This is a genomic window from Chryseobacterium herbae, assembly GCF_025154075.1.
Lineage (GTDB): Bacteria > Bacteroidota > Bacteroidia > Flavobacteriales > Weeksellaceae > Chryseobacterium > Chryseobacterium herbae.
In genome coordinates this window covers 148820-161475 of record NZ_JAOAMU010000006.1, presented here as the reverse complement: position 1 = coordinate 161475, position 12656 = coordinate 148820, and the positions used below count along the sequence as shown (strand labels likewise).

At 37.8% G+C, this 12656-nt stretch carries 12 protein-coding genes; 8 read left to right on the top strand and 4 right to left on the bottom strand.

Translation table 11 applies throughout. From position 1 onward, the window contains the following. Positions 1 to 103: 103 nt before the first annotated feature. The 7 genes from N0B48_RS17975 (at position 104) to N0B48_RS17945 (ending at position 5938) form a co-directional block, all read left to right on the top strand. A complete protein-coding gene (locus tag N0B48_RS17975; protein ID WP_259840341.1) occupies positions 104 to 2320 on the top strand; it encodes a zinc-dependent metalloprotease in 2217 nt (738 codons plus the stop codon). A 452-nt stretch (positions 2321 to 2772) separates the two neighbouring features. Continuing rightward, the gene (locus N0B48_RS17970; protein ID WP_259840340.1) at positions 2773 to 3489 is read left to right on the top strand and encodes a TNT domain-containing protein; all 717 of its coding nucleotides are present in this window, start codon (positions 2773 to 2775) and stop codon (positions 3487 to 3489) included. A gap of 10 nt (positions 3490 to 3499) precedes the next feature. Beyond that, positions 3500 to 3919, top strand: coding sequence for a hypothetical protein (locus N0B48_RS17965; protein WP_259840339.1), 420 nt, complete (start codon positions 3500 to 3502; stop codon positions 3917 to 3919). Between the two features lie 180 nt (positions 3920 to 4099). Continuing rightward, on the top strand, positions 4100 to 4567 hold the full coding sequence (locus N0B48_RS17960) for a pyrophosphohydrolase domain-containing protein (protein ID WP_034730168.1): 468 nt from the start codon (positions 4100 to 4102) through the stop codon (positions 4565 to 4567). A 1-nt stretch (position 4568) separates the two neighbouring features. Continuing rightward, a complete protein-coding gene (locus tag N0B48_RS17955; protein ID WP_259840338.1) occupies positions 4569 to 5135 on the top strand; it encodes a TlpA family protein disulfide reductase in 567 nt (188 codons plus the stop codon). 2 nt (positions 5136 to 5137) lie between these two features. Further along, positions 5138 to 5743 carry a DUF4230 domain-containing protein gene (locus N0B48_RS17950; protein ID WP_259840337.1) on the top strand — a complete coding sequence of 202 codons (606 nt, stop codon included), beginning with the start codon at positions 5138 to 5140 and terminating at the stop codon, positions 5741 to 5743. A 12-nt stretch (positions 5744 to 5755) separates the two neighbouring features. Continuing rightward, positions 5756 to 5938, top strand: a complete 183-nt coding sequence (locus N0B48_RS17945) for a hypothetical protein (RefSeq protein WP_259840336.1) — start codon at positions 5756 to 5758, stop codon at positions 5936 to 5938. Positions 5939 to 6479: 541 nt separating this feature from the next. On the opposite strand, the gene leuB is transcribed toward N0B48_RS17945, so the two are convergent. The 4 genes from leuB to N0B48_RS17925 are packed head-to-tail and all read right to left on the bottom strand — an operon-like array spanning position 6480 to position 10781. Then, positions 6480 to 7604, bottom strand: coding sequence for a 3-isopropylmalate dehydrogenase (gene leuB, locus N0B48_RS17940; protein WP_259840335.1), 1125 nt, complete (start codon positions 7602 to 7604; stop codon positions 6480 to 6482). Then, positions 7585 to 8190: a 3-isopropylmalate dehydratase small subunit gene (gene leuD / locus N0B48_RS17935; RefSeq protein ID WP_259840334.1), complete on the bottom strand. Its 606-nt coding sequence runs from the start codon at positions 8188 to 8190 to the stop codon at positions 7585 to 7587. Before leuD ends, leuB begins: the two co-directional genes overlap by 20 nt. Positions 8191 to 8207: 17 nt before the next feature. After that, positions 8208 to 9596, bottom strand: a complete 1389-nt coding sequence (leuC, locus tag N0B48_RS17930) for a 3-isopropylmalate dehydratase large subunit (RefSeq protein ID WP_259840333.1) — start codon at positions 9594 to 9596, stop codon at positions 8208 to 8210. A 21-nt stretch (positions 9597 to 9617) separates the two neighbouring features. Next, the gene (locus tag N0B48_RS17925) at positions 9618 to 10781 is read right to left on the bottom strand and encodes a 2-isopropylmalate synthase (RefSeq protein ID WP_259840332.1); all 1164 of its coding nucleotides are present in this window, start codon (positions 10779 to 10781) and stop codon (positions 9618 to 9620) included. A 146-nt stretch (positions 10782 to 10927) separates the two neighbouring features. On the opposite strand from N0B48_RS17925, the gene N0B48_RS17920 reads away from it, so the two are divergent. Continuing rightward, on the top strand, positions 10928 to 12472 hold the full coding sequence (locus tag N0B48_RS17920; protein WP_259840330.1) for a hypothetical protein: 1545 nt from the start codon (positions 10928 to 10930) through the stop codon (positions 12470 to 12472). The last annotated feature ends 184 nt before the right edge of the window (positions 12473 to 12656 follow it).

Genomic DNA, 12656 nt, shown 5'->3' with positions numbered 1-12656 from the left:
AAAAATAAAAAGTTCATTAACGACTCCGTAAAACATTAATAATGAGTATGTTTTGAAATAAATTATTCACTAGATTTGGAGTAAACCAATTTTAAAACATCATATGAAAAAACAATTATCGATGATCGGGATGCTCATGATTACAGGCATCACTTTCGCACAGACTAATCAATTATGGTCTGTTGCTTCACTCAAAAAATCAGCTGAAGTATTTGGAAACAAAACAGGAATTGAAGAACCAAAAGTCTTCAGTCTTGACATTGCGGGATTAAAAAACGCACTTGCAAAAGCTCCCAAAAGATTGGCTGCGGGAGAAAAATCAGAGACCATCATTTCTTTTCCTGATTCTGAAGGAAAGATGGAATATTTCAATGTGACTGAGAATTCAAATCTGGCCCCTGAGCTTGCCGCAAAATACCCGGATATCAAATCTTATATAGGACAAAATGTAAAAGATGCAAGTTCCACGATCTTTTTCAGTCTTTCCCAATTAGGACTGTCATCTATGGAAATTTATGGGGACAAATCTGCGGTTTTCATTGAGCCCTACACAAAAGATCTTTCAACGTATGTGATTTACAAAAAATCGGATAAAAAAGAAGATCTGAGTGCATTTGAATGCAAGGTTGTAGATGAAGTACATAAAGCAGCTCCGAATACCACCGGAAGACCCAATGCTGATGATGCCAAATTAAGAACATATCGCATGGCATTATCCTGTACGGGAGAATACACTGCTTATTTCGGAGGAACTAAAGCGAATGCTCTAGCGGCCATGAATAATACCATGACCCGCGTCAATGGTGTTTTTGAAAAAGATATGGCCCTGAGAATGGTATTGATTGCTAACAATGATGCTCTTATTTACACCAACGCTTCCACAGATCCATATTCTCCCTCTTCTTCAATTGATAACTGGAATTTAGAATTACAGAATAACCTGACCAATACCATTGGGAATTCAGCGTACGATATTGGACATTTATTCGGAGCTACCGGTGGCGGCGGAAATTCAGGCTGCCTTGCCTGCGTCTGTAGAGATGATACAGCATCCACTGTTGATGAAAATAAAGGAAGCGCAGTCACTTCGCCACTTGATGCCATTCCTTCCGGAGACACCTTCGATATAGATTTTGTTGCTCACGAAATTGGACATCAGTTTGGCGCGAACCATACCTATTCTCATGGAAACGACGGAACCAATTTCAGAATGGAACCCGGCTCGGGATCTACCATTATGAGCTACGCCGGAATTACAAATCAGGATGTTCAGCCAAACGCAGATGCATTTTTTCATGCAATCAGTATCCAACAGGTTACCAATTATATCAAGACTACAACTTGTGCAGTTGCTACCAATACAGGAAATGCTATTCCTACTGCCAATGCCGGTCTGGATTATACCATTCCGAAAGGAACCCCATTTATGCTGACAGGAACAGGAACCGATGCGAACGGAGATTCTTTGACGTATATATGGGAACAGATTGATAGTGCACCATCTTCTCAAACCGGAACAAGTTCTGCAGCGAATGCCACAAAAACAACCGGTCCTACTTTCAGATCGTGGACTCCTTTAACTTCTCCTAAAAGATATTTCCCAAGAATGGCCTCTATTCTGACAGGTGCTACCACAACTGCAGGTACAGAGATCACAGTGGAGGCTTTATCAAACGTAGCAAGATCATTAAATTTCAGATTTACCGTTCGCGATAACAGAGCCGGAGGTGCAGGAAATAATTCTGATGATGCATTAATCACAGTAAACGGAACAGCAGGGCCATTCAGCGTAAGCTCACAAAACTCAGCAACTACCTATACCGGAGGAAGTTCTCAAACGGTAAGCTGGAATATTGCAGGAACAACTGCCAATGGAGTAAATACTGCCAACGTTGATATCCTATGGTCAACAGACAGCGGAAACACCTGGACTACTCTACTTGCAGCAACACCAAACGATGGATCTCAGGCAGTAACCATTCCTAATTTATCAACTACGACGGGAAGAATTATGGTAAAGGGTTCCAATCATATTTTCTTTGATGTCAACAACGCGAATATTAAAGTGAATGCAAGTGTCGCAAAAGCCGTTCAGGAAACCAAAGAAGTACTTACAGATATTAGAGTATATCCTAATCCTGTAAAAGATGTTCTGAACATTTCCAACACCATCTCTGAAGAGTATAAGATCTTCGATATGTCCGGAAAAATCATCAGTTCAGGAAAACTGGAAAGAGGCAGTGTGAATGTAAGTAAACTAATCAAAGGGGCTTATGTGATCCAGATTGGAGAAACCACGAAGAGATTTATTAAAAACTAACTACACTTTAATTATCATTTGAAAGGCCGTTCGTAATGAGCGGTCTTTTTTGCATGAATGAAAATGATGATTGATGAATGATGCTATTTCATCTTCATACTCATCAATAACAATAGATAAATATTTATTGTTAAAAATGAGTCAATTAACAAATTTAATTCATTAATAATATTTTATTTAAAAATATTCACCACAATTTGATTTTTTGATTTAAATTTATCACTCAAAATTATTCCTCAATTGTACCATTGAACTCGCTTTTATATAAGGAAATTTATGAAACTGAATTTTCTTCAGTCACTGCATTTGCAATTTCTGACAGGTATAATAAATTCAATCAACTTACTCCTTCTATGCTGGCCTTTTATATATCTTATCACTACTTCCAACAGGAACCGGAAGGGTGAATAATATACTTCTTCAAAAAAACTAAAACCATAAAAACTTTTACCATGAAACACTTATTTAAGTACATTTTCTTTTTTGCAATTGCTTCTTTTTCAATTGCCTGTAGCTCCGATAACGATGAGGAGATCATCATTGATCCGGGAGCCGTTACCCACGTATTTTATAAAAATGCGGACGAGTTTGCTTTAACCTATGATACGGCTGGAACTGTAAGTCCAACAATCAGAAACCAGGCCTTTGATCTGTACAAGCTTGGCAAATGGACTGAACTGGAAGCGCTTTTTAATGCCAATAACCTGAATGGAGGCTGGCCACCGGCAAACGGCGGATACAATATCTATGATGATGTTCCTTTCCAGACAGGGCAAAAATTTGACCGATACAGCGGGGCTGTCGGCAACTATAACGGAACTGGAGTCCCTACTTTAGGAGGAAGTTTCACCAGTCCGATTATCAATGGATATGTTTACACTTTTACCCAAAGAGCTTTAAATCAAGCTGAAAACAAATATGATTTCTATTATGAAATAGATGTTCTGAATAATCTACTGCCTTTCAAATCTCAGGTAGGAGACGTGATTCCATGGTTTAATCAAGCTGGTGGCGGGAAACAGACTATGTGGAAAATTCCGATTGATATCACAACAGGTTATCAGAAAACATGGAATAAATTAGCACAGGAAGGATATATAAAAATCACCATTAAAAGAAGTCCAAGCGGAAAATATAATAACTTAGTGGGCACAGTTATTCAGCAATAAATAAACTTATATGTATTCAATCTCAAAAAAAATAACAATTGGCCAACAAGCTCTTATTGCAAAGAATTTTTTCAGCAATGATGAGATTATTCCATCTGCCGTAACGACATTCACCTGTTGTGACTGTGGCCATACAAACACCATTACAATAATACCTTACGAAACCGGATTTCCGATCTTTCAGATTTACAATGAGGACAAAGTGTTGTCAAAAACAGAATTATTAAAAAACAAAATGGTCACCGAAACTTCAGCCAGGATGATTCATTTCGGAGCATTAACGGTTACTGATTTACCCACATTATACTTTGGAACTGAATGTGAATCCTGTCATTCAAACTACATCGTTGTATTCAGTTATGGCGAAAAGCAACCGGGACTAACCCTATTAAACATTTCAGGTGTCTGGAAATATGAGGATTCGGAATAATTCATTTTGAATACAATATATAAACATTCTTCTTGAAAACTCAGAATTCAGAAGATCATTCATAACAAATCCACAGTTTTCATGCTGTGGATTTTTCATGGACATATGGGCCACAATATGCAGTCTCCATTACAAATTTTCCGAAATCGTTTTCTATCTTTGCTGTAAATAATAAAATTCATGGATAAAATTGATAGTCTGAACCAAGTTGCAGAATTCCACACCACTTTTAAAGCCCCTATTTTAGATACACCACAGATCCCTTCTCAGGAAAGATGCAATCTTAGAGTTGAACTTTTGCAGGAAGAATTAAATGAACTGAAGCAGGCTATTGCTGACAATGATATCGTAGAAATTGCTGATGCTCTATGTGATCTTCAGTATGTATTAAGCGGTGCTGTTCTGGAATTCGGACTTGGCAGTAAATTTGTAGAGCTATTCAACGAAGTACAGCGCTCCAATATGTCTAAAGCTTGCGATAATGAAGAGCAGGCAGAGGAAACTGTAGCATTTTATAAAGAAAAAGGAGTAGAATCTTTTTATGAGAAATCAGGAGAGAAATTTAATGTCTACAGAAAAGCAGACCATAAAGTTCTTAAGAATAAGTACTACTCCCCTGCAGATTTAAAAACAATCATCGAAAAATAATATGAAGAAATTTATTACCAATATTGTTGCCGTTTCAAGTCTTTTTCTGGCTTCGCAGCAGTTCAGCGCCCAAAAAGTGGTGATGAACCGTGAAGTAGAGACTCAGAATGATGGCAAAATGCTTTTGGGAAACCAATTCAAAGAGCAGTTTTTAAAAGCTCCCTATGCAGACTGGTACGTGAAAGAGCATGATGAATATGCTGTAGATCAGAAAGCTGTAGATCAACTGAGAAAAGCTAAGTTCAATAGCTATTCACTGGTTGTTTTTATGGGAACCTGGTGTGAGGACAGTCACAGAGATTTCCCGAGACTGATGAAGATCCTGGAAGATTTAAAATATCCTGATAACAAAGTCACAATCATTGCTGTGAACCGCAAAAAAGAATCTCCCACGGGAGATGAAGTGCGTTACAATATTCAGAAGGTTCCGACTATTATCGTAGAAAAATATGGTAAGGAAATCGGAAGAATCATAGAAATGCCTACCTCCGGATATATTGAAAGAGATCTGGTTGAAATTGTGAAAAAAGATGACAGTTCTGTAATCAAAGAAATCTTTGGCAAATAGTGTTGAGAAATTATAAAGTAATTATATCATTCGCAGCGGGAATTCTCGTTATGCTGATTCTGTTTTTCGGGCTAAAATCATGTTTTAATCTCACCGAAAAAACGGAAAAGTCAGATTATTATATCCTGACCAACCAGATTTCCAAGATGAACAAAATGGTAGTCATGGAACAGGACATCTCCAGCATGCAGAAGACGAAAATGGGCTACGAAGTGTTTGGAAAAGAGGTTTCCAACAACAGCATTATCACGTACACCAAAACCAATGCGCAGGTTTCGTATGATCTTAACAAAATGAAGATCCAAGTAGATTCTATCAACAAGAAACTGGTGATTACAGCACTTCCTGACGCAGATATCAGAATTACACCAAGTGTTGAGATTCAGTCATTGGATGATTCTTTCTTCAACAGAATTTCGGAAAAGGATATTAAAAATGTAACCCAGAAAGCGAAGGAAACAGCCATTAATTCTGTTAATCAGAACCAGCTGAGAAACGAAGGACGGAAACAATTAATGGAAAATCTGAATAATATTTTCGTTTTGGCAAAAGCTTTGAATTATACTATAGAAGATGAAACCGGCAAGCTCGGTGTTTTAGGACTCTAAAAATTTAAAGCTATGGATTCAGAAGACCACAAAAAGAAGGAATCTGCCAATTCAGCAGAAACAAAAAAACAGAATGAGGATTTTCAAAATATTCCTGCTTCCTCAGAAAAAAGTAATCCACCTGATATTGACAAAGAAGATGTTCAGAAGTCTTCTAAAAACAAATCAGGAAAAACGGATAATACTAAAAAATAAACCAGAAGGTTCTGCTCGCTTGAGTGGAACCTTTTTTATGAGTAACCAAACCCCTTTCGTTATTGAAAATTTTAAACCACAAAAGTCACAAAAGCTTTTTGAACACTTAAGTTGATTTCAAGTTTAAATTCAAGCTGCAGAGAAGAGCACTTAAGTTTTATAAAAAATCAAAGATTTTTATTGATGATGTCAAAAAAATAAATGATCGTTTAATCTGGTAGAAAGAAAACTTTAAACCATTAAGGCTTATTAAGCTTGTAAGAATATTATGGTTTAGTTTCGCTTGAGGACGTACAACTTAAAAAATCAAATGATTTTTTCTTAACTCACCTTACATCCTTCATTGATCTTAATGTTTTAAAAAGCGTACATTAAAATCTGTGTCATCTGAGAAATCTGCGGGAGATAAAAAAACAAAAGCTTTTGTGACTTTTGTGGTTAAAAAAAAGTAAAATACTAAGCAGCCAGAAACAGAAAGATTCCGCTCAAATGAATGAACAGAACCTTTCTTTCTAATCTATTATTATATGGACTTAAATGATCATACGATGGTGGATTTTCCTATTTTGATATTTTCAAAATTGTAATAGGATTTCTCAGAGTACTTAATATAATCCGCGATAAAACTTCCCACTTCACTTGTAGAATAATACTGCTCCGTATTTAGATCTATTGTGACATACCTGTTCTCTATAGCGTGCTCCACCGCTCTTCTCAATTTTTCTGCCGCTTCAGGAAGTTCGAGATAATCAAGCATCATCGCAGTACTTAAGATTGAGGCTATAGGATTGGCAATACCTTTCCCCTTCGCCTGTGGATAAGAACCGTGAATAGGCTCAAACAGTGCATTTTCCTCGCCAATTGATGCAGAAGGCAGAAGCCCGATAGAACCACCGATAACGCTCGCCTCGTCAGAAATAATGTCCCCGAACATATTTTCAGTAAGGATGACATCAAACTGTTTCGGATTGAGGACCAGCTGCATCGCTGCATTATCTACAAACATATAATTCAGCTCCACATCAGGATATTGAACAGCAATTTTCTGGCAGGTTTTTCTCCAGAGTCTGGAAGTGTCCAAAACATTCGCTTTGTCAATGAGCGTCAGTTTTTTCTTTCTTTTTTCTGCTTCTCTAAAGGCCATGTGCGCGATAGGAATAATATCTTCTGTGCTGTATTTGCAGACATCGTAAGCATATTTTCCATCGGGATCTGTAAATTTTTCTCCGAAATAAATCCCGCTCACCAACTCCCTGAAGATCTGAATATCCGTTCCTTCAATAATCTCCCTTTTTAAAGGGCTTTTGTCAATCAGTGAAGCATACGTTTTCAAAGGTCTGATATTCGCATACAATCCCAGTTCTTTACGAAGCTTCAACAAACCTTGTTCTGGTCTTACTTTAGCTTCGGGATTATTGTCGAAAACCGGATCTCCGATGGCCCCGAACAGCACTGCATCAGAATCTTTGCAGATCTTCAATGTTTCATCAGGCAACGGATCACCTGTTTTAAAAATAGCTTCAGCACCCATTAATCCATAGGAAAACTGAAAATTACATTTAAAAACTTCCGCCACAGCATCCAGTATTTTAATGCTTTCGCCGACTACTTCTGGCCCAATCCCATCTCCGGGAAGGACCGCAATTTTAAAATAACTGTTGCTCATACTTTTGTGTTTTTAGTTCAAACTGTTTTATCGCCTGTTTTTTGCTGATTAAAAAATCAATATCGTCATAGCCATTGAGAAGGCATATTTTTTTATAGGAATCAAGTTCAAAAGTTTCCGTTTTTCCGTTAAAGCTGATCGTCTGCTGCTCTACATCCACATCAATTTCTGACTCAGGGTTTTCTGTACTATTTTTTAAAATTTCCTTTAAAAATTCTTCTGAAACTTTTACAGGAAGAAGCCCATTATTTAAGGCATTTCCTTTAAAAATATCCGCAAAATAACTTGATACAATGACTTTAAATCCATAATCCGTCAAAGACCACGCAGCATGCTCTCTGCTGCTGCCACAACCGAAGTTGTTGCCGGCAACCAGAATTTCTCCGCTGTATTTGGTGTTGTTTAACACAAAATCAGGATTAGGTTCTCCGGTATGGATATTAAACCTCCAGTCTCTGAAAAGATTCTCTCCAAAGCCCTTTCTGTCGATGCTTTTCAAGAATCTTGCTGGAATAACCTGGTCTGTATCTATATTTTCTGCCGGTAATGGTACGGCGCGGGATTTTATACGTTTTAATTTTTGCATTACGTCTGTTTGATCTTTTAGTTTAAGCTTTCAAAAGCTGAAATTCTACCTTCTATCGCTGCTTTGGCTGCAGTAAGCGGACTAGCGAGAATTGTTCTTGCTCCTTGTCCCTGCCTGCCTTCAAAATTCCGGTTGGAGGTGGAAACACAATATTCACCTTCCGGTATCTTATCATCATTCATGGCCAAACAGGCTGAACATCCCGGCTGACGGATCTGAAATCCTGCATCGTTGAAGATTTTATCCAAACCTTCTTCATAAATCTGTTTAACGACCTGCTGAGAACCCGGAACGATCAGAGCTTTTACATTGTCTGATTTATTTTTTCCTTTAATATACTGAGCGGCAGAACGGAAATCTTCTATCCTGGCATTGGTACAGCTTCCGATAAATACATAATGGACTTTAATACCTGAAACTTCCTGTCCGGCTTTCAGTCCCATATACTGAAGTGCTTTTTCTTCAGATTCATTCTGTGGGACAGGAATAACTTCATGCACTGAAATTCCCATTCCCGGGTTGGTCCCGTAAGTGACCATCGGGAATATTTCTGAGGCATCAAAGGTTAATTCTTTATCAAAAAGGGCTCCGTCATTGGTTTTCAGGGTTTTCCAATACTCTAGTTTATCAATCCATTCATCACCTTTTGGGGCAAATGTTCTTCCTTTTACGTATTCAAATGTGGTTTCATCCGGAGCAATCATTCCGCCTCTGGCTCCCATTTCAATACTCATATTACAAACCGTCATTCTTCCTTCCATGGACATTTCTTCGAAAACATTTCCGGCATATTCACAGAAATATCCTGTGCCGCCATCGGTTCCGATTTTAGAAATGATGTACAGAATCACGTCTTTTGACTGAACATGATCATTCAGCTTTCCATTGACAGTGATTCTCATAGATTTAGGTTTATTGAGTAACAGACACTGACTGGCAAAAACCTGCGCCACCTGGCTGGTTCCGATCCCGAAAGCAATGGCACCAAATGCACCATGCGTTGAAGTATGACTGTCTCCGCAAACGATACTCATTCCCGGCTGGGTAATGCCCAGCTCAGGAGCGATAATGTGCACAATTCCCTGGTACTGATGACCCAATCCGAATAATTCAACATTATTTTTTTTACAGTTTTCCGTAAGCTGTTCCACCTGATTTCTTGATAATTCATCCCGAATCGGTTCCTCCTGATTCAGAGTCGGAACATTGTGATCTGCCGTAGCAACAATCTGTCTGGGTCTGAAAACTTCAAGATTTCTTGCTTCAAGTTCGGCAAAAGCCTGAGGACTGGTTACCTCATGGATCAGATGTTTGTCTATGTAAATGATTTGAGGACCGTCCGGGACCGTTTCCACAACGTGAGCATCCCAAACTTTATCAAAAAGTGTCTTTCTATTATTATCCATATTCAATATTAAAATCAATCTCTATACTATTTTACGGCTGCAGACTTCCATGATCATATACAGATCGTCGTTTTTCACTTCTTTTTTCATATCAGCAACTTTTAAAAATTCCTGATATAAGAAATCAAGTTCGTTTTTTGTGATATCAAAACCGATGTGTTTGAAACGGTAAGCTAATGCTGAGCGTCCGCTCCTCGCCGTAAGTATAATTGATGAAGCATTCACGCCTACTTCCGCAGGATCTATAATTTCGTATGTTTCTCTGTTTTTAATTACCCCATCCTGGTGAATTCCTGAACTGTGGGCAAAAGCATTGGCTCCGACAATAGCTTTGTTGGGCTGAACCGGCATTCCCATCAAATCAGAAACCATCACACTCATCTCATTCAGCATCTTTGAATTGATATCGGTGTGAAGATTTAAATCTTTATGCTGCTTTAAGATCATCACTACTTCTTCCAAGGCTGTATTTCCGGCTCTTTCCCCCAATCCGTTGATGGTACATTCGATCTGACGGGCTCCGTTGACCGCTCCTGCAATGGAATTGGCTGTAGCGAGTCCCAGATCATTATGGCAATGGCAGGAAATAATTGCTTTTTCAATGCCTTTTACATTTTCTCTCAAATATTTAATTTTCTGACCGTATTCTTCCGGAAGACAATATCCTGTAGTATCCGGAATATTTAAAACAGTAGCTCCTGCTTTGATCACTTCTTCACAGACCCTTGCTAAATAGGCATTGTCTGTTCTTCCGGCATCTTCTGCATAAAATTCCACATCTTCTACATAGCTCTTGGCATATTTTACAGCTTCAACGGCGCGTTCCAGAATATCTTCACGGGTTGAATTAAATTTAAATTGAATATGAGAATCAGAAGTTCCGATTCCTGTATGGATGCGTGGCCTTTTAGCATATCGTAATGCTTCCGCAGCTACATCTATATCTTTTTTATTCGCTCTTGTCAGTCCGCAGACTTTAGCATTTTTAACAAGCTTTGAAATTTCTGATACCGACTCAAAATCTCCTGGACTTGAAATTGGGAAACCAGCTTCTATTACATCAATCCCTAGCTTATCGAGCCTTTCTGCTATCAGCAGTTTTTGTTTTGTATTCAGTTTACATCCGGGAACCTGTTCCCCATCCCTCAGCGTAGTATCAAAAATTTCGATTTTTTCGGAATTCATAATGAAGTTTTTTACTTAATTTTGATCAAAACTACAGCTTACAATATTTTTGCGTTTTCATCTTTTCTGAAAATTACAATATTCAACAGCCGACCAAATAGCCGCATTTATTTAATAATCAATTTATTACATTTTACAAATTTACAATGGCAGAATTGCAGAAAGATTTTTTGTTTGTCCTGATTAAGTCATTAACCACTTCTGAAAAACGTCAGTTCAGGCTGTACGTGAACCGTCTCGGAATCAATGTCGATGCTAAATTTCTGCTCCTTTTTTCGGAACTGGATAAGATGAAAGAATATGATGAACAGATCATCATTGAGAAAAAAATTTCCACAAAACAGCAGCTTTCCAACCTGAAAGCTCATTTGTACAAACAGATTCTGGTGAGCTTACGAATGAATCCAAGTCATCAGAACTACAGAATACAGCTTCGTGAGCAGCTTGATTTTGCCAATATCCTTTACCAGAAAGGACTTTATAAACAGGCTTTAAAAATATTGGACAAAACCAAACAATCTGCTCTGGAACTGGATGAAAAAAGCATTGCATCAGAGATCATCAACCTTGAAAAAGTAATTGAATCACAATTCATTACCAGAAGTATTGAAGGTCGTGCCTATGAACTGATCGAGCAATCGACCGAAATCAGCAGGCAGAATCATTATGCAACGGAACTGTCCAATCTTTCTCTGAAATTATACAGTGAAATGCTGACGTACGGTTATGTAAAAAATGATACGGACCGGGAAAAAGTATTAAACCTTTTCAATGATCAGATTCAGAAAATTAAACTTGATCAACTGAATTTCACAGAAAAACTTTGGTATTTTAAGGCCCATGTCTGGAAAAACCAACTGCTGCAGGATTACAAATACACACTGAAATACGCCTATCAGTGGGTAGATCTGTTTCATAAAAAACCGGAGATGATCATCAATCATCCGGTGTGGTATATCAAAGGAAATACTTACTTGTTGAAAATCCTTTTCATGTATGGAAATATTGATATTCTGGAGGAGCATTTTGAGAATTTCAAAACTATGGTGAATTCCCAGAATTTTGCTCAGAATGAAAATCTGCAGGCACTGATCTTTCTTACCCATTACAATACTTTAATGAACATTCATTTTGTAAAAGGTGAATTTTTTACAGGCACAAAACTTATTCCTGAGATAGAGCTGAAAATGGAAAGACTTCGGGAAAGAATTGATGAGCACCATTTTATGATCCTTTATCTGAAAATGGCAGCGATGTTTTTCGGAAGCAAAAAATTTAAAAAATCGATTGAATATTCCATGAAGGTTGTCGAGTGTAAAGGCAACGTTCAGGAAGATCTTCTGTTCCATACAAGGATCCTGATCTTAATGGCAAAATACGAATCCGGAAATGATGAAGACTATGATGAATTCATCAATTCTACCCGGAAATTTGCCCGAAAAATGAAAAAGCCGGAAGCATTTCATTTTGAAAGCATTGAGTTTTTCAAAAATATTAACAACCTGGTATTAGATCAGCACCAGAAAGCTTTTGAGGCTTTTGATGAAGTACTTAACGGATTTTCTCAAAATGAATATTACAGGAGATCCCTGTTTTATATTGACATCCATGGATGGGTGCAGTCTAAGGTGAAAAATATGGATGTGATTGAGATTATTAAGCAGAAAGTAAAGTATAAGAGGAAGAGTTGAAAAACTAGAGCTTCGCTGGAGTATTATGATGGCTTCGAGGGCCTCAGCCACCAATTGGAATCCCAGTTATTAGTTGGAATATTCATTTGAAATGCAGCATAATGGTGGCTTCGAGAACCTCAGTCACCAACCGTTTTTTTTTATTTTATCCAAAGTAGAATTAGTTCATAGTAAAGTCTATTGG